The sequence below is a fragment of the Lapidilactobacillus salsurivasis genome, from assembly GCF_054785215.1.
In genome coordinates, this window is the sequence record NZ_BAAABI010000007.1 from 86,107 (window position 1) to 105,373 (window position 19,267).

The 19,267-nt window shown below is 47.6% G+C and carries 14 protein-coding genes; 1 reads left to right on the plus strand and 13 read right to left on the minus strand.

The annotated features are described in order from the left end of the window. Window positions 1–154 precede the first annotated feature (154 nt). The 10 genes from ACYVSB_RS09495 to ACYVSB_RS09540 all read right to left on the minus strand — a co-directional run bounded on the left by ACYVSB_RS09495 (window position 155) and on the right by ACYVSB_RS09540 (window position 12,651). The gene (locus ACYVSB_RS09495) at window positions 155–1,279 is read right to left on the minus strand and encodes an acyl-CoA dehydrogenase family protein (protein ID WP_461219216.1); all 1,125 of its coding nucleotides are present in this window, start codon (window positions 1,277–1,279) and stop codon (window positions 155–157) included. 282 nt (window positions 1,280–1,561) lie between these two features. Next, window positions 1,562–2,068 carry a DUF4411 family protein gene (locus ACYVSB_RS09500; RefSeq protein ID WP_125597754.1) on the minus strand — a complete coding sequence of 169 codons (507 nt, stop codon included), beginning with the start codon at window positions 2,066–2,068 and terminating at the stop codon, window positions 1,562–1,564. Then, window positions 2,069–3,175 carry an ImmA/IrrE family metallo-endopeptidase gene (locus tag ACYVSB_RS09505; protein ID WP_225422153.1) on the minus strand — a complete coding sequence of 369 codons (1,107 nt, stop codon included), beginning with the start codon at window positions 3,173–3,175 and terminating at the stop codon, window positions 2,069–2,071. Between the two features lie 216 nt (window positions 3,176–3,391). Further along, complete coding sequence (locus ACYVSB_RS09510) at window positions 3,392–5,299, minus strand: ABC transporter permease (RefSeq protein ID WP_461219217.1); 1,908 nt, start codon at window positions 5,297–5,299, stop codon at window positions 3,392–3,394. Window positions 5,300–5,383: 84 nt separating this feature from the next. Next, window positions 5,384–7,360, minus strand: a complete 1,977-nt coding sequence (locus ACYVSB_RS09515; protein WP_461219218.1) for a glycosyltransferase family 2 protein — start codon at window positions 7,358–7,360, stop codon at window positions 5,384–5,386. Between the two features lie 416 nt (window positions 7,361–7,776). After that, a complete protein-coding gene (locus tag ACYVSB_RS09520; RefSeq protein ID WP_461219219.1) occupies window positions 7,777–10,152 on the minus strand; it encodes a phosphoketolase family protein in 2,376 nt (791 codons plus the stop codon). Window positions 10,153–10,376: 224 nt separating this feature from the next. Next, on the minus strand, window positions 10,377–11,105 hold the full coding sequence (locus ACYVSB_RS09525) for a GntR family transcriptional regulator (RefSeq protein ID WP_461219220.1): 729 nt from the start codon (window positions 11,103–11,105) through the stop codon (window positions 10,377–10,379). 73 nt (window positions 11,106–11,178) lie between these two features. Next, the gene (locus tag ACYVSB_RS09530; RefSeq protein WP_461219221.1) at window positions 11,179–11,523 is read right to left on the minus strand and encodes a hypothetical protein; all 345 of its coding nucleotides are present in this window, start codon (window positions 11,521–11,523) and stop codon (window positions 11,179–11,181) included. A 276-nt stretch (window positions 11,524–11,799) separates the two neighbouring features. Beyond that, entirely contained in the window at window positions 11,800–11,925 is a 126-nt protein-coding gene (locus ACYVSB_RS09535; RefSeq protein ID WP_263853211.1) for a hypothetical protein, read from the minus strand. 90 nt (window positions 11,926–12,015) lie between these two features. Beyond that, complete coding sequence (locus tag ACYVSB_RS09540; RefSeq protein WP_461219222.1) at window positions 12,016–12,651, minus strand: histidine phosphatase family protein; 636 nt, start codon at window positions 12,649–12,651, stop codon at window positions 12,016–12,018. 173 nt (window positions 12,652–12,824) lie between these two features. Here ACYVSB_RS09540 and glpK point away from each other — a divergent pair, with 173 nt between their 5' ends. Beyond that, the gene (glpK, locus tag ACYVSB_RS09545) at window positions 12,825–14,315 is read left to right on the plus strand and encodes a glycerol kinase GlpK (RefSeq protein WP_461219223.1); all 1,491 of its coding nucleotides are present in this window, start codon (window positions 12,825–12,827) and stop codon (window positions 14,313–14,315) included. A 253-nt stretch (window positions 14,316–14,568) separates the two neighbouring features. Here the strand turns inward: glpK and ACYVSB_RS09550 are convergent, their stop codons facing one another. The 3 genes from ACYVSB_RS09550 to ACYVSB_RS09560 form a co-directional block, all read right to left on the minus strand. Next, a complete protein-coding gene (locus ACYVSB_RS09550; protein WP_461219224.1) occupies window positions 14,569–15,618 on the minus strand; it encodes a DUF916 and DUF3324 domain-containing protein in 1,050 nt (349 codons plus the stop codon). Between the two features lie 40 nt (window positions 15,619–15,658). After that, the gene (locus ACYVSB_RS09555; protein WP_461219225.1) at window positions 15,659–16,291 is read right to left on the minus strand and encodes a WxL domain-containing protein; all 633 of its coding nucleotides are present in this window, start codon (window positions 16,289–16,291) and stop codon (window positions 15,659–15,661) included. A gap of 241 nt (window positions 16,292–16,532) precedes the next feature. Then, complete coding sequence (locus ACYVSB_RS09560; protein ID WP_461219226.1) at window positions 16,533–18,878, minus strand: hypothetical protein; 2,346 nt, start codon at window positions 18,876–18,878, stop codon at window positions 16,533–16,535. Window positions 18,879–19,267 lie beyond the last annotated feature (389 nt).

Genomic DNA, 19,267 nt, shown 5'->3' on the forward strand with positions numbered 1-19,267 from the left:
CTTCTCAAGGCGTCCTAATCGGCGCCATTCCTGCTGGTCTTGCTGGTTCTGCTGGTCACGATTCGACATACTAGCTACCTTGGTCGCCCTTTAACTGGCCGACCAACGCTACTGCCCCACGATTGGTTCTAGAGGCGCTTGCGATTACCGGCGCTTAAAGACGCTGCGCCACTTCTAACTGAGTGATTTCGCCGCGCATCTTCTCCACGGTTCCTTCCGCTATTTCCAAGGCGCGGGCATCGCGAATCAAATGTTCCACCGGATAATCCAGGCTATAACCATAGCCCGCAAAGATTTGTAGCGTATCATCGCCGGCGCGGACCGCTTGGCGACTGCCGTGAGTCTTGGCCATCGCCGCCAATTCGGCATACGGCTGCCCCTTAGCTTTGCGCTGGGCGGCTTCCTGATAAAGTAACGTGGTGGTTTCTTTGGCCAGCGCGATGTCCGCGATTTTGCGTTGGATCGCCTGCAAGTCGGTCAAGCGTTGACTGCCGGATTTCCGCTGATGCGCGTAGTCCACTGCCAATTCCAGCTCATGTTCAATGATCCCCGCCGCCACGGCGCCCATTAAGACTCGAGCGTCCGCATGGGCGTTATCGCCGATCTCATGACCCTGGCCCACTTTGCCCAGCAAGTGGTCCGCCGGCACCACGACATTCTCCATGAAAATCTCGCCGATCGGCGTTCCCGTCAGGCCGAGGAAGTTTTCCTGCTTGCCGAATTTAAAACCGGGCATGTCTTGATCAACTAAGAAAACCGAGAATTCGGTGGGCGCGGTTTTGACCAGCACACAGTAGACTTCGGCCAGTCCGCCATTGGTGATCATGATCTTGTTGCCATTGAGCACCCAGTTATCACCCTGAAGGACCGCCGTCGAACCCAAGGTACTGTGATCCGAGCCGCCACTGGGTTCGGTCATCGAGAAAGCGAAAATCCGCTGGGTCGCGCTAGGCAAATAGCGTTCCAGCAAAGATGGTTGTCCGTATTTCAACAGCTGATCCAACGTCTTGTAGTGACCTTCCAGCGTAACCGCCACGCTGGCGTTGCCCACGGCCAGATCATAAATCGTCTGCGCCGTCGCCACCGCGTCGAACCCGGCGCCCCCATATTCCTCCGGCAACATCAGGCCCAAAAAGCCCGTATCGATCAACTTCTGATAAAGATCAGGGCCAAACGACCGTTCCCGATCAATCGTCATGTCATGGGGTCGGACCTCATTCGCGCTGAATTCCTGAACCATTTGATGCAGCATCAACTGCGCCGCTGTTAAATCAACCATTGCTTTCCCTCCGTATACTACTTCACAATCATGCTTATTATTGTAACCCCTTTCACTTGTCAAGGCAAGATAAATATACAATTTTTATATATTTATTTTCGACTTTCATCGCAATATGCTGTTACAGCAATGTTTCTCAAATATATTTATCATTGCGCTAAAAACAAGATACATTTTTTATATATAAAAAAGGATTGAAAGGTAACTCTCTTTCAATCCTTTACGGTACTGATCTGAAGCGTGCTTAAAAGCAAAAAAGCCTGGCGAAACAGAAATTCCTCGCTAAACCCGCAGGTCGATTTCTTTAAAAAACTCAAGCATCGAGATACAGGGAACGTTTAAATCCTGAGCAATATCAGGAATCTTACAATTTTTGGCCGGATGTTGTTGGTTGAGATTGATATTCTTGACTTCATCCGTCACGATCGTATAGCCGGTCTTTTTAGCGATCGCAATCAACCAGCCATCAGCAATCTTTAAATTCGCCCAACCACGATCACTGTTCAAAGCCTCATCGTGATAATTAGCGCTGGCTTGAATATGTTCCAGCACCTGCTGCCACTCGGTAACATACAGCCGTTGATCAAGCAATTTATGTTGGTAATGGTTCTTCAAATACTCGTTGACAAACCATTCACTTTGAATATTTTCGTTGGCGACCACCTTGGGGATAACGATATCCGCATTAAGAATAGTTGTAAATTCGCGCCAGAAAGAAGGGAAATTCTCTTTAGGATAATAGCGATCATAGAAAGAGATATAAATATTTGTGTCCAATAAATACGTCATCTATCTACGCTCCTTCAAGATATGATAACCCTTGTAGCCGACGCCAATAATATTGAAAGCCTCTGTGTATGATAGTTGTTGGTTGTTGATGGCATTTTGAACATAGTTAAAGAATTGGCGATCGATTCTAAAACGAATATTATTTTTGAAATTACCACCGGTTTTTTCGGTCGTTCGCGTCAGCTGAAAAGCTTCGTAATGGTTAGTTAATTCATCGATCAGTTGATCGTAGTCGGCCTGTTTGATTTGACGATTATCCAACAAGCGCCGGGCGATCACAAATTCACTGACCTTAAAATAAGACGCTAATGCGGCCATTTCCGGCGTTTGACGATACTGCTTCAGGAAACTTGCTTGGGGAACCAATATCTCTGCCGTCACTTTATTGACAAATACCTCTGTCGGATCAAAATCATGCTTCAGGCTTTGATGCCCAAGAATCTCCTCGTCGGCAATAAAGAGATGAACCAATTCGTGAACAAGCGTGAATAATTGGCCATTGCTACTATCCTTTTGATTAATGAAAATCAGCGGCGCTTTCGTGTCAACCAAGACGAATCCGCGAAACTCATGTGGATCTAAAACGCGATGAGTGTTGTCCTTATATTTGCCATTAAAGAAAACGAAGACACCACTCCGATTGATTCGCTCACGTAAGTATTGAATAATATGTGTCTTATCTGTATACCGATAGTAATCTTGACTGATCATCAAAGTCTGACGAATGAAACGAGCCACTTCTAATTCGTTATCGTGGCTTGTAAACCGTCCAATATAAGGTAATTCGGTGTCGATCTCCCCTCGTAGGAAGTCTTGTTTCGTGCGCATCTCAGCAATTGTATCCAACAATTCTTTACTAGGTTGGTCCACATGTTCCGAGTTGACCGTACGAAAATTGATTTGCTCCGTCCTTGATTCAAGCGGTTGATTTAGGAGCAATAATCCCACTGGGATTTTCAGCACCTGCGCAATTTTAATCAGCTGGTTAAAGGTTGGCGTTTTTGCGCCAGACAAAAAATCAGGAAAATTCTGATGCGTTTTTTCCTGCATAAACGCGACGGTCAGACCAGATTCTTCAAAATAGGCCTTCAGTGTTGCTGCATTCATCTTCGTTGCCACCTTTCCGGACAGCTTGATACCACGTTAAGTATAGCATAGAACGCTTACTCCCCAAACAGCTTCAAATCGTCCTTAATCTAAAATACGCAAAATCCGCTGGTATTCCCGCAACAGAATTCTTTTCACGCCAAAAAATCGCTAACGACCCCAGCACATCAAGCAATCGTGGCTGATCATCATTAGCGTTTTTTTAGCCAGTTGGCCTCAATAGTGCCGGGCCTGCGGATCGATCCGCTGAAGACCCGTTGGCGTTACCCGAAACAAGCCGGTGCGCACGGTTTGGCCATATGTCTTGCGTAGTAGTTTGCTGAAGGTCAAATGATGTTCCGGGATGGCGACGTAATCATACTGTTGGATCATGGTTTTGAAGGCGGCCGGCGTCATCTGAAACGCTTCTTGGCCGACCAATTTATCCGTGAAATAATAATACCTGCCGACTTGACCCGCGTAATAATTGTCAACGTCTTCCGGCTCTGGATAAACCAACAGGAACTTCTGATCGGTGACTTTGGTGCGGGGTTGCGAGATTTTCGTTAGCTGGACCGGCAGCGTTCGCTGATTGACGGCATTGATGTGATCGATCCCATTGATCTCGGAAACCATCATGATCACTGAGAACGTCAGCAAGCCGAAGCTAACCGTTTGATAAATCGTTTTGGTGCTGACCGAGCGGAAGGAACGGAGCCCACGTTTGGCGAAATTCTGCTCATACAAGGCGTAATCGAATTCCACCGCCAAGGCCAGCGCCGCCACAAACAGGCTCAGAATCACCGTACTGGCGAGATAGCGCTCCAGGCCGTCTAGTTTGATGGCTTCAGCGTAAGGCATGGAAACAAGATACATGGCCAGCACACTCACGGCGTACAGCAAGTAGCCTAAGTCAACCACGATCAACAGTTTGAGTAACGGATTGCGACGCTTGATGACCCAGCGGATCACGATCCACGCGACTAATAAGGCGGCGCTGACTAGCAACATCCCTTGAAGCGCCAAGGTGCTCGGATCAAAAAGCGCGCGGAAGAATTTCGTCGTGATCTTCATCATGGTGCCGTCACTTTCACCCTTGAGCTGACGCAAATAAGCTTGAAAGTCAATTTGGTGCTTAGACGAACTTGGGAAAGTTATTTTCACGTGCTGTTGCCACCACAGGAACGGCAGCACCCCGAGAACCACCGTCACGAGATAGCCTAATAAACCACGTAAATGATGACCAAAGCCCTGATGGCGTAGGCGTTTGAGATTAAGATAGAGACCATACCCGACCAAGACCACAACGAAGAACGTTCCAGAATTCTTGATCAAGAGCAAGCTCGCACTGAACAACGCCAATAAGGGCCATTGGTAGCGGGGCTGGTCGCGATGAGCATATAAAACGGCGAGTCCCGCCGCGGTAACGATCGGCAAAACATAATCGACCAACAAGTTGTTGAACCGGATCGCAATATTGAACACGTTAGCGATTGAAATCGCAAAGCAGAGCACCATCGCCGTCAACGCCCGCGTCCGATCACGTAAAACCGCGAAAAGCGCGTAAGTCGCGCTCCAGATCAACCCAAATTGGGCCACCAGTAAGACGCCATCGTGGTAACCGACTAGCGTTGCCCATTCGGTTAACCACAGTGCGGTTGCCGGCGGGTAGGAAGTGAAGCTGATGATTTGATCGGCAGCTCTAGGCAGATGCCCCGTATAAGTCATGAATTTGACGATCAGCGCCCAATGGGAGAAATTATCATAATGGATCAAGGGACTCAAGAACAAGGCCACAGCAAGCGCAATGCCGAAAACCACCATCCAAAGATCAAACAGATGAATATCTTCTGAAAGTAGGTCGATTTTGCGAAATAGTGCCAGTGGAAACAAAACCAACGAAATCAAGACACCCAAACCAACAACCAGGTAAATCCCTAGCCGCAGTTGCCCGATCATCGCGAAGACATAAAGGACCATGATCTGGGCCAATAACGCGACGATCCAAGACGCATAGAAATCAACACCTATTAGCCGTAACAACCATTGGTAGCCGATCCAAGCCAACAAGATCGCCACTAGTCCCAACCAATGCAAAACGCTCACCTCTTCCTTTTCTAACCATGAATGCTGCCCTTTCGTCATAGACGATCAGCCTGATACGCGAACAGGCCCCGCGGCGGTCCCAGTTGACTCAGCGCGACCAGCGTGCCAGCGCGACTAATGCGACTAATGCGACCGTTTAGAACTTGGCCGTCGCCGCAAGCGTTGTTGCAACTTGCGCCCCCGCATGACCACATTCAAATAAAGTTCATCGAAAACCGTGATCCAGGTGTCCTGCTCGGCTGGCAGCAATTCATTCTCACCATCATAGACAAGCTGTAAATAATGATTCTGGGTCGTTCGATCCATTTTCGCTGTTTTGATACTATAAATCGGCGCTTGATCGGTTGGTTGCACCCGCGTCACCGTTCCCCGAAGGTCTAACGGCGTCCGACCATGATACAAGGTCAAGCACACCGCATCGCCAGCGTGCAAGTGCGGTTCATCCGCGTCGCTGACCGCCGCAAAAGACAGACCCCCTTCAGAAATATCGTGGGTCAATATCACTTTCAACGCCGGGCCTAGATGTAACTGTCCCGAGGCCCGCCGCTTGAAGCGTTCACTTTTCCGATAGACTTGCCGCCCCATCGAGATAAATAAGCAGAAGCTCAGATTGATGAAATTCGAGATCAACCAGAAAGTGATCACACTACCGACCAGGATTTCCGAGCCATACTTGCCATAATTGAACTTGATAATGGCGAAAAGGTGGACCAGCCACAACAAATAGTAGGGCCAACTAAACAGATAATCCCGCCGTGAAGTTCGGCTGGTCTTCTTCGTGACCTTGAACTTACGCTCATGAAACCCCAGCGATTCCAGCATGACTGGAATAAATAAATAGGGCGCAAAAAACGTTTCTTGGATCTCACCCCAACGTTCATCGCGAATCTTATCCGAGGTATCGCTAAGCACATAATGCAACAAGAAATAACCAGGCATCCACGTCAACATCAAGGTCCAGAAATTCGCTTTGACCACCATGATCCCAAACAAGGAGAAGAGCAACGGCGCAAACAAATAAACCATCCGGCGAAAGAATGACCACCAATAGAAATAACAGTTCATCAAAATCAACCGCATCTCAAAACCAATCTTCGGATTGAGAAAAATATGCAAATTACGGCAGCTATGCACGACCCCACGAGCCCAGCGCGTTCGTTGCTTCATGACCCCACGTAAATTGATCGGCGTGGTCCCACTGGCCTGAGGTTTATTCGTCGAACGACTACTATAACCGGCAATATTGATCTTCGCGCCGAGCTCAAAGTCCTCCGTCAACGTATCCGTGGGAAACCCGCCAGCATCGTCGATCGCCTGCCGCAGGAAAACCGTGTTTGACCCAGTAAAGAGCGCATGATTATTCGAACCGTTCAGCACGTTGACATCCCGGGAAAAGAAATCTTGCTCATTGGGCACGATTTTCTCAGAGAACAGGTTGAATTGGAAAATGTCCGCATTATAGAAACTTTGCGCCGTCTGGACGAAACCCAAGGGGAGCGTATGATCAGGATCAGCGGCCAAATCTTGAAAATTCTGTTGAAAAAGCGGCACGGTCGCCTGCAGAAATGTCGAATAAGGAATCATATCCGCATCGAAGATCGCAAAGAGCGGTGCGTGGAGCTGCAGCAAAGCATGATTGATGTTTCCCGACTTGGCTTGATGATTGTCCTGCATGCCAATGTAACCAACCTGATAGGCCGCAGCCAATTCAGCTACTGCTGGCCGATCGCCATCATCGGCCACGAAAATATTCAATTGTCCTGGGTATTCAATAAACGTCGCCGCGTTGATTGTTTTGCGTAAGAGTTCAGGTTCCTCGTTGTGGGTCACGATCACCAGATCCACCGCCGGCAATGTCGCCGCCGGTAAGTAAGACTCTGGCGCGGGGGGCAATTTCTTTTCCGTCAACCGAAAGTAAATCAAGATATACGCCGTCGAATTTGAAATGATCTCACAAATCACCAATAACAAGGCGAAAATCAACACCGCTGGCTTGGCGTGCCACGGAATCGTGAAGAAGACCCGCCAAAGTAGATAAAGAATTGACAGTAAAATTGCTAGAAAGTAGGCTACTTTCCGTTTTTTACTCATTTCAACCATTGCGACCCTCCTTAAAAATTCCATTCTTTTGTACCGAGTCAGACAATCATCAAGGTGGTTCTGATCGGCCCCGATCCACTGCGAAAGAAGGCTGCTGGTCTGCTGATCTGCTGCCGATCATCCAGACCTGCCGCTAGGGCAACCCTAGCGCAACAAATCAGCCCATGATCCAACTTAATGAGATATTCACATTTACTAATTATATTACTTGGGCGATCGAATTTAAAGGTAAGTCAAATGATGCCCCGTGACCTGGCCGTTTTGAGCGCAAAGAAAAGACGTCGTTTTCAGTGGTGGGCTGAAAGCGACGTCTTTGATATTTACACATTAGGAGTAACAAAAACAGTGAGTGAATCTAGTTGGTTTAAAGCAATCAAACTATTTTGGTGGTGCGCCTGAAACTAAAACCTGGTATTTTAGTCCAGTGGTTCCCACTGCCATTCCTCAACTTCAGGGATATCAGTCCCATGTTCGCGGATATAGCTGTTGTGGTAAGAAACTTTGTCATCCATCTTTTGAGCGAATTGGGCAGCAGCAGTGCCGTAAACAGCCAGCGCCGCGTCCTTAGAAAGGTGATAACGATCTAATTCGTTCAAGACCCGCATGTCGAATGGTGTGGTGATATCGCCATTTTCCCGGTAGCCGTGGATGTTGATATTACGGTTGTGACGATCGAAGAAGATGTCACGGATCAAGCCTTCAAAGCCGTGGAAAGCGAAGATGACTGGCTTATCAGTCGTGAAATAAGTGTCGAATTCTTCATCAGTCAAACCACGTGGGTTGATCTTAGGTGATTGTAACTTCAATAAGTCGACCACGTTGATGAAGCGGATCTTCATCTCAGGATATTGTTTGTGCAAGATTGAGATCGCAGCCAAGCTTTCCCAGTTTGGTTCTGTCCCAGCAGCAGCGAAGACAATATCTGGTTCGCTGTCATGGTCAGTGCTGGCCCAGTCGATGATCTTCAAGCCTTTCTCAACGAGGACTTGGGCTTCATCAGCTGAATACCATTGTGGCCGTGGGTGCTTCGAAGCAACGATCACGTTGATCTTCTCTTCGCTAGCAAAAGCCTTGTTGGCAACCGCTAATAAGGAGTTAGCGTCAGCTGGCAGGTATTCGCGAATGAACTTCGGCTTCTTGTCTGCCAAATGGCCTAAGATACCTGGATCTTGGTGAGTGTAGCCGTTGTGATCTTGTTGGAAAGAAGTTGAGGTATCAACGATATTCAATGATGGGTACTTCTTGCGCCAAGCTTGTTCGTCAGCTTTACGTAACCACTTGAAGTGTTGCGTCAACATTGAATCAACGACCCGCAAGAAAGCCTCGTAGCTTGAGAAGAAACCGTGACGACCAGTTAAGACATAGCCTTCCAGCCAGCCTTCAGCTTGGTGTTCTGATAATTGAGAATCAATGATCCGACCTGCTGGTGCTAAGAATTCATCATTAGGTTCCTTGATGCTTTCTTCCCATTGACGACTGCTAGCTTCAAAAATCGGAGCCAAACGGTTGGACATGGTTTCATCAGGGCCAAAGATCCGGAAGTTATCTGGGTTCAACTTGATCGCATCCCGCGCCCATTTGCCAAAGACAGTCATATCTTGAGCGATCGTTTTGCCACGTTCGGAGTTATCTAAAACATAATCCCGCCAGTTAGGCAATTTCATTGGCCGTGGCGCTAAACCACCATTGGTGATTGGGTTAGCCGCCATCCGGCTAATCCCCTTAGGTGCCATCGCCTTGATCTCAGGCTTCAAAACACCATTGTCGTCGAAGAGTTCTTCTGGCTTGTATGACTTCAACCACGCAACCAAATGATCAACATGTTCCATATCTAATTGGTCGACAGGAATTGGAATTTGGTGAGCCCGGAACGAGTTTTCGATCGGCTTGCCATCCCATTCTTTTGGACCAGTCCAGCCCTTAGGTGCCCGTAAAACGATCATTGGCCAAACTGGACGTGTTGGGTCGTTGTTTTCCCGTGCATGTTGTTGGATCGCTTCGATCTTCTCAACAGCCGCGTCAACAGCTTGCGCCATTGCTGGGTGCATCTTCTTAGGATCGTCACCTTCAACAAAGATTGGTTCCCAGCCCATACCTTCGAAGTACTTGGTCAGTTCTTCGTCAGTTTTACGCGCTAAGATCGTTGGGTTAGAGATCTTGAAACCGTTCAAGTTTAAGATCGGCAGAACCGCGCCATCAGTGATTGGGTTGATAAAGCTAGTTGATTGCCATGAAGTCGCTAATGGGCCAGTTTCAGCCTCGCCATCACCAACAACAACTGCTGCGATCACTTCAGGGTTGTCAAAAATCGCGCCAACACCGTGCGAAAGTGAGTAGCCTAACTCGCCACCTTCATGGATCGAGCCTGGTGTTTCAGGAGCAGCATGAGAGGCCACCCCACCTGGGAAGGAGAACTGCTTGAATAGTTTCGCCATCCCTTGTTCGTCTTCACTGATTTCTGGATAGATCTCAGAATAAGACCCATCAAGATAAGAGTTAGAAACCATGACCTGGCCACCATGACCTGGGCCTTCGATGTAGAACATGTTCAAGCCATACTTATTGATTGCCCGGTTCAAATGGGCATAGATAAAGTTCTGGCCGGCGATCGTGCCCCAGTGACCAATTGGGTGAACCTTAACGTCAGAAGCGACGATCGGCCGCTTCAATAACGGATTGTCTTTCAAGTACAATTGACCAACTGAGATATAGTTAGCCGCCCGCCAAAACTCATCAACTTTATTCAGATATTCAGCTGAAGAATAATCAACGTTGTTTTTAACTGAATCCATAATTTGCCTCCTAATGACAATTTACTTAACATCATTCAACATCACTATCATAACAAATCTGGCCAAAAAGTCAACCATTTTGAAAATTGATACGTTCCAATTCAAGGAAGCGGTTTCTTTGCCTTTAGCTTAGCATTTATCTCGTCAAAAAACTGTCATCTTCGCGAAAAGTCACAAAAAAAGCAAGAAATTCGTCAATAAAAACCGAATTTCTTGCCTCATGATCAATCATCTAACGTGACAAAAGTATTGTATTTCATATAGCGATAATGCAGTCGCATCCGCGAATACTCAAACGGGGTCCCATCATCGAGGAAGAACACCCCCGCCATGATTCCCACTGGTTCTGTTGGGGTCAAGCCTAATTGCGTTTGATCCTCATCCGTTGAAGGCTCCGCCGAGATCGTTAAGTAAGACTTAGTGACCGCTTGATTGCGTTCCCGTTGCAAATAATTGAAAATCGAACTGGAAACGATTTTTTCCGAAAGTTCCGGCACGATCTTGATGGGAATGTAACCTGTTTCAATCATGAACGGCTCATCATCAAACAACCGCAACCGCTTGATCTCATAAACGAAGTCATCATTCTTCAGGAACAGATCCCGCTTCAATTCCGGATCTGGTCGAACCACTTCGAATTTCAATAACTTGATCCCAGGTTTACGCCCGTTCATCTGGAAACTGTCGGTAATTCCTAAGTTAGAGCCATTGTTATAATGGAAGACCGAATCATTCTTCAAGTATAGCGGATTGATAAACGTACCCGAACCACGTTTCTTAAACACCACGCCCTGATCGGCCAAAATGCTTAACGCCCGCTTGACCGTACTGCGACTCACCTCATACTGTTCACTCAGCGAGCGCTCATCAGGTAACTTCATATTGGGAAATTCACCAGCCAGAATCTTATCTTTAAGACTGCCCAAAAGCTGGCGATAAACTAAATCAGCCATTGCTTACGTCCTATCCATCGTTATTTGTCGAATGAGTTAAGATAGACCTACTAAGCTTAAATATGACAGAACTTTAACATAATTGCAAGAGCAGAATGGACGATCTCGCGGGTTTGAGCGGGATTGCTCCTTTTTTGCGGAGTGAAAGTAGTTTGTCCGCGGCTTGCGCTGCGAAATTCGGGGTGAGCTCGCTGTGGGCGCTGTTTTGAGCCAATCCGCAAAGTGCGCGGCTTGTCTCAAAATCAGGCCTTGTCCTAAGCGGCAGAGCCGCCAAGGACAATTTCACGGCGATCTCACCCCGAATTTCTCCGCTCCAGCCGCTCAACGTTTTAACAGCCGCTTGAGCACTCACGCCGACTGGCAAGCTATGGTCAATTGATGAGGAACCACGCAATTGACGGCCGTGGTTAGTGGTCACAAGCTTTAAATTGGTGACGCCAGCGCAGTTGATCTGATGAACAGACCTAGTTTTCGGTGAATCAACTGAATCGGCTGGTTTCTACCCATGGATTGGTAAGAAAACGGGTAAAGATATTCGGTTTACACAAAGTGTCCCGACCTTCTAGCCCGAATCCGTTGATATTGCCGTACCACCCCAAAAGTGGGCGATTGTTTTGACCGCTAGCTCGCAAAATCACTTCGTCAGATACCCAACTTCGATTGCAGATAGGCTCAATGCTGCCTAGCAACCGCCTCAGGACGTGTGGCTCAGCGGTGAGATTATTCTTAGCGATTTATCGCTTAGAATAAGGCTCGATTTGAAGACAAGCCGCTGGGCTTGCGGATTGGCTTCAAACGATGCCCACCGCGTTCCAGCCACGACAAACGTCCTGAGGCGGTTGCGTCCCCACCAAACCCACTACACCTGCAATCAGCGCAAGTTCAAGAACAGAAATCATCCCTACCCCAATCAGTCCAGAAAATCATGCCGATTCCAACTCAAACACTGATAAACCGGTTCACCTAGTTGATCAAGTTGCGCCGAGAACCTGGTCACACTACAATTCACCAGTGGTTCCCCTGTGCGGACCTGCGCCAATGGATAGCCCCGAAGTGTGTTCAAGGTTGTGCGTAATAATACGCCATGGCTGACCACCAGCACTTTTCCCAGGGGAACACTGCTCACGACTTGCTTGATTGCTTGTTGCCCGCGCATGATCAGTTGCGGGTAACTTTCACCACCGGTTTGACTGGCATCATAGCGTTCTGGATGGTTCATGTAATCATCAAACAATTGATTTTGCGGGAGTTCGGTAAATGGGAGTCCATCCCAAGCGCCCATGTCAAACTCGCGCAACCCTTCGAGGATCGTGGTGGGCACATCGGGATGATCATTGCCACGCATGATCAATTTGGCCGTGGTTTGCGCCCGGCGTTGTGGGGAAACAAAGACGTGGTCAAACGTCGTCGCTTCCAGAAAGGCACCAACAGCTTGAGCGCCGCGAATTCCTTTGTCGGTCAAAGGGCTGTCAACACTGCCGCCGTTCATGAGATTATTCAAATTGTTTTCGGTTTGCCCATGGCGGACAAAATATAACTCAGTCATTTTTATTCTCCTTACAACTTACTAGCTTTAGCATAACATTTTTTAACGTTGGTGTTTGAATCAGGCAAAATAAGGTAGAATAGAAAGCGGGGTGGTGCAACCGATTACATCACCGCCTCGGAATAAATCCATAAGTGACCCTGCGCGGCGCTTAACCTAGGAGAATAACAATCATGAGTCAATCATATATCATGGCCATTGATGAGGGAACGACCAGCACCCGGGCGATCATCTTCGACCACGCGGGCAATAAAGTCGCCGACGCCCAGAAAGAATTCACTCAATTCTTCCCCCAACCTGGCTGGGTCGAACACGATGCTAACGAAATCTGGAACGCAGTCTTATCAACGATTGCCACGGCCTTTATCGAATCCGGGATCCAATCGCAACAAATCAAGGGCATTGGGATCACTAACCAACGGGAAACCACGGTGATCTGGGACAAAAATACCGGCAAACCAATTTATCACGCGATCGTTTGGCAGTCACGGCAGACCAGCGAATTAGCGGCCGAATTGAAAAAGCAAGGTTTGGACGACTTCATCCATCAGCGTACCGGCTTGATCATCGACGCTTATTTCTCGGCAACCAAGATTCGTTGGCTGCTGGATCGGATTCCCGGCGCCCAAGAGAAAGCGGAGCGCGGGGACTTGCTATTTGGGACGATCGATTCCTGGCTCGTTTGGAAGTTGACCGGCGGCAAAGTCCACGTCACCGACTATACCAACGCTAGTCGCACCATGCTTTTCAACATTCACACCTTGGACTGGGACCAAGAAATCCTAGATCTATTGCGAATTCCGCGAGAAATGTTGCCGGAAGTCGTCCCTAATTCGCAGATTTATGGACAAACCCTAGCACGGCATTTCTATGGCAGTTCTGTGCCAATCGCCGGTCTCGCGGGCGATCAGCAAGCCGCTCTCTTCGGCCAACTAGCCTTGGAAAAAGGCATGGTCAAAAACACCTATGGCACCGGCTCCTTCATTGTGATGAATACCGGCACGCAAGCGACCATTTCGCAAAACAATTTATTGACCACCATCGGTTATGCGATCAATGGTCAAGTTCATTATGCTTTGGAAGGCTCGGTTTTCGTAGCCGGCTCAGCCTTGCAGTGGTTGCGCGACAGCATGCAGCTGTTAGACTCCGCCCCCGCCTCAGAAGCCGCCGCCTTCGCTTCAAAAAGTCAAAATGAAGTCTATGTGGTCCCTGCCTTCACCGGTTTAGGCGCTCCTTATTGGGACAGCGACGCGCGGGGCGCCGTCTTCGGCCTGACCCGCGGTACCACCCGGAATGACTTCATTAAAGCAACTTTGCAATCCTTGGCCTACCAAACCCGGGATGTGGTTGACACGATGAACGCCGATACCGGTCTGCCGATCCCCGCTTTGCGCGTTGATGGCGGCGCCGCCAACAACAACTATCTGATGCAATTCCAGGCGGATTTGTTGAACATCCCGATCGAACGAGCCAAGAACCTAGAAACAACCGCGATGGGCGCTGCTTTTCTCGCGGGACTAGCCGTCGGTTTCTGGCGGGACACCGACGAATTGCAACAGATCTTCCAAATTGGGCAAACCTTCGAACCGGTCATGAAAGCTCAGGACCGGCAACGCCTTTACGCTGGTTGGCAACGCGCGGTCAAAGCGACGCGAATGTTTTAAAGCTGATCAATTGCGATTCATTTACAAGTTTCCGCAGGACCTGCCGCTATAAATATCAAAAAATGTCCCAACAACCTTTTCAACAATTGCCGGCTAAGACCTTATCAGATTAATAGCTATGTATACGAATAACGCCGTACCCAATACTAGCTCAGCTAGCTGGGGTACGGCGTTATTTGATTGCCATCATTGACTTAATCAGAGCGGCTGACTGAAGTGAGACCTGTTTGAGACACTTCAGCAGTGGTGCTAACTAATCCTTAGTGGTCCGTTGTTGCTGCTTTCTACCTTGTCTTCTACCCCATCGGTAAATCAGATAAAGGATGAGTAGCACCAGCAAGCTGAGCCCAATTCGCAGGCCCCATTTGCTCTTTCGATTTGCATCCAAGGATTCGTTGCCTTTTGCCGCTTGTGCTCGCGTAATCGTAAACGGCTGCTCGAAGGTCCACTTCTGGTCATGACTGGTCGCCACGATTCGCAGTCGATATTTTCCCGCTCGCAAACGTTGATTGTCGGTGGCGATATGAAAATTGAAATTCGATGAGGGTGCCATGCCCAGACCGGTCTTCTTCGTTTGATAAAGTTTCTGACCTTGTTGATCAAGCACTTGGCCCTTGATTGTCAGCGCCGTCAAGATTTGCGGCTGCACATTGGCTAAATTAGCAGTCACCGCCGGGCTAAAACTAGCCGTGCTGTCAACCGCGGTGCCGATTTTCCCCATTTTTAGCTCTGGACGCACTTTCGTCTTAACATCTTCACGCAACACCAGCCCCAACGCCAAAGCATATTTCTGATGGAGATAGAAACCGCGCTGATTAGTTTCTTGCCGCTCCGATTTAGCCAAGCTCTTGGCGTAAACCGCACCCTCAAGAATCCCAGTAAAGGCTTGGTCTGGCATCTGATAGACGAAAGAAACTACCTTATCAGCATTGCCAGCAAGTTCAACCACTTGCGACCCGCCGAAAATTTGACTCAGTTGGAACGGAGCCGTACTACGCTTTCCTAGCTTTGCCAGATCATACATCTCATAACCGGCTTCATTGGTGTAACCACTGTGAACAGCCAGTTCTACCTTGATCTGCTTTGCCGTTTGGTTCCGCAAGCGAACAGAGAGCTGTCCCCGTTCGCTTGGCTTGACCAACAAGTCAAAATAAGTCACATCTGGACGATACTGCTTGGGATGGTCAACAACCTGCATCGTAAAACCTGCACCATCAGCCGCCAAGACTGGTCGATCAGGATACATCAACCATATGGCCAAGATGGCTAAACAGACGAATAAATATTTCCTTAGTTTCCCCATAAAATTCCTATTCTCTCACAAGTTAAGCTCAACAATCTGATTATTCAGCTGAGGTGGCCGCCGTATTGCTAAGCGTCCATGTAATATCAGCATCATAACTTCCGGTCAGAACCGTGCCTTTTGATTTTGATAGCGTTAACGAAGTCTCGTCAGCAGTCGTGGTAGCCGTCACGTGACCGCTCCCGTTGGTGGTAGCGTTCGCCCCTGACCAAACATCGGTCTCTGTGGCACTGATACTGCTACCTGATGCAGCATTATTACCTTGATATTTAATGCTACCTTCAATTGAATCTGCGCCGGCGTTAGTGAAGGCTCCTAATTTTGCGGTAACTTTCCAATCTGAATCTCCTGTCCCCCGATAGTCTTCAACAGTTAGCGCATCCGATTTCTTAGCGCCATCCTTAGTAACTTCCGCATTTTGATAAGCTGCTGTGGTTGTTTCATTAGTGAGTAAGTCACTGACTGTGACCGAAGCGAAGCGCATGTCAGGGACACTGGCCAAGTTCAGCGCGCCACCAGTAACCTCAAATTCACCGACAGAATTGCCGGTTAGCGTACTTTCATTCGTGGTACCTTCATCTGCCGCTCTTGTTGTGCCAATTGCGACCCCGCTGCCAGTCAATAAGACGGCTAATGCTAGTGCTACCAATTTTGTCTGATTCATTTTTTTCATGATAATTCCTCCAATAATAGTGATTGATTTAATGACTTGATTTGTTCCAAAATAATAATGAATTACGAAGAGTCTGCTGTTTTCTGCTGTGTTTCATAAGACAAGGTCCAACGTAGTGGCACTCGATATGTTTGTCGCATCAACTTCTGCGCTATCGTTGCCGGAATTGTTAAGTTGACAGCAACATTCCCTGAGAAGGGTTGTGGTGGGGTCGTGGGTAAAACCGGGAAAGCCTGATTGGTTAACGGATTCGAATCAGACCCCAACTGCACCTGAATGTCCTGATCAAAAATCGAATAGGGCCTGACTCATCTGACTTTAGCGCATTGAGTAATGTTTCGTCCTCATTACGTTCCAAGTCAAGGGTCACGGGTAAATTCCAATCATTGCGAATCGTGACTGGCAATTGAGCACTCAAGGAGCCGGTCGTCTCTTGAACCCAAGGGAAATAGTTAGGTAACGTCACCTGCAAATTTCCCGCTTCACTTAATGTCAAAAGAAATGGTGGGTACTTCTCACCGGTTCGCTGCAAGAAATCATCTAAGTTGATCGCCGTAATCTCTGCGTTAGAACCGTTTAGCTCATGCTTGGGTACGACGACGAGTTGTAACTGATTGTTCCTAGCCAATTGCACGCCCAGTGTTTTGGTTTCCAGAACCTGACCGCTCCCATCTTTCAACGTTAGCGGGTCAAAGGAGGTTGCTTCCCTTGCTGACAAACCATTGGTCGTTGTCGTTGGCTGGATTCCTGCTTGATAACCAGCTAAGTCAGCCACTTTGAAGTCGGTCAGCTCGTTTATTTCTTCCTGATAATCGTGCTTCGGTAATTCCAGCCGATGCCATCCTGGCGTTGACCCCGCCAGAAACCGATAAAAAATTTGATAATCGATCTGATTGGGGTGCAAAGATAGGCTCAAGTTCAAGGGGCCGGTCAGGTAATCTGCGTTATATTCGGCTCCAGCCTTTTTACCATCGAAACTAACCGATGAAATATTCTTCTCCCCCTGTGATACCGTGACCTTAGTCAAGCGTAAGTTCGGGTCAATCTCTTCCACGGTATCTGTGGGCAGCTCACTGACGTTGAAATTCCCTGAAATCACACGTACTGGCTTCATGTTATTCTCAATCGTCACATTCTTACCCGAAATGACGTTGCCATAGAAATAGGTCTGCGCATTACCAATTTTGAAACTAGCGTTCGGTGCCAAAACGCTACCGGAGAAGTTACCGTCAGCGTCGCTGTTCTGAATCAACAAAAAGTTACCGTCGCTAGTAGTCGCCGTAGGGAAATTATGAAGAATTCGACTAGAAAGTACCTGATTATTCGTAACACCAGTCGCCAGGGTCTCCGAGAGTCCTGCCTCGTTCAAGGCTGCTTTGGTAGCTTCATCAGCCTTGACCATGGCGCCATTCTGATCAGTGACGTTAAAGGTAAACTTATCACCCCAAGTAAATGACATCGTATCCGTTATGCCATTCCAGTTAAAGATGATATAGGGCGCATATTTGAAAGCAGGATAAATCGCTTGTTCCTGTCCTTCTTCTTCAGCATTCAGATTCATATCTGTGGCCAAACCATTCATGTTGATGGTTATATTCTTAGGCTTTCCAGAAAGATTAACAAAAATCAACGGTGGTTTCTTGGAATAGGAAGTTTGATAGTCAGCCGGCAAATTAATGGTTAAGATCGGGTCGGCGGTATCACCACCACTTAAGGTTGCGCCAACTTCTTGAGTCGTTGCATCCGCGACTGCTTGCTCCGTTTTAGCTGGCGTAAAATTCGAGACGACTGCTTGGTTGGCAGTAAACGATTGATAATACTTGGAAATCTCATTGATTTGCGAAGCTGCCGCGGTGAAGTAATTACTAGCGTCGGCATCCGTCGGATCCAAGGAAATCGTTTCCCCCGTCTGCTGTTGATATGCCGTCGCCATTGCATTAGCATTATCCTTAAAATAGTCAACCTGACCAACTTTTTGATAGGTCCGATCTTTCATGTCCGTTGATTCCTGATTGGTTGGCACTTCGATCAGGCGCTTCCAAATCAACGAATCATTGGTAACCAATTGACCGGTGGGAATCGTTAAGTTATTGATCACCGCCTTAATATAGGTTGGCCTCTGCGGATCAGAACCCGGCTTAATGATCTTTTCCGTATTTAGTAAATGAAACAAATTATCGTTCACACTGTTAGTTACCAAGGCCGGCGCGAAACGCTTTAGTTCAAACCAGCGATACTGCTCATCCCAATTATAAATATCACTACTCACGGAAATATTTTTGCCGGCATAGCGCCCTTCAAATTGAGTGATCGAACTTGGACTGATGACCAAATTATCTGCGGCAAACGCGCTAAAGTATGAGCCCACACCGAGCAGATAATTATTGGTCGTATCCGTGGGGAAAGGGACCGCAGCCACTTGCGTACTCGTTTGACCGCCAAAAAAAGCGGCGAAAATAATTGGGCACGCAAAAAGAACCAAGCGTCGTTTGGTCAAAAAACGTTGCGAAATAAACCGAATTTTAGGCTGCTTTTCAGTGTTATGATCAGCCTCTATCTTGAGATCCTGCAAAAAACGCCGCCACATTGTGCTCCCCCACTTCGTAACGTAGCTTGTTTCCATATGTTTCGACCATTAAATCCCACCCAATAAGTAAGAACGTCTAGACACCTTATTTATACTAAAAATATAAATACTGGAATCAGTCAATAACCACAATTTTATTGGTTACTTACAGAAATGTCAAGTTGTTTTATGCACATTTAGCAATACAATGGCAGTATGTCCCATTTCAATCAGCAACCGTAATCAAGCGCTCGTTACTGTCTCATGATATTTTGCATCTTCCTAAATATTTTCTCGGTTATTTTCTAATGTATCATCATTGAACAAATCTTAGTGATTATATAATGTCCAATTAGAATAATACGATTTTTATATTAACTCACTACCGAAATGGCTGGAGCTACCAGACT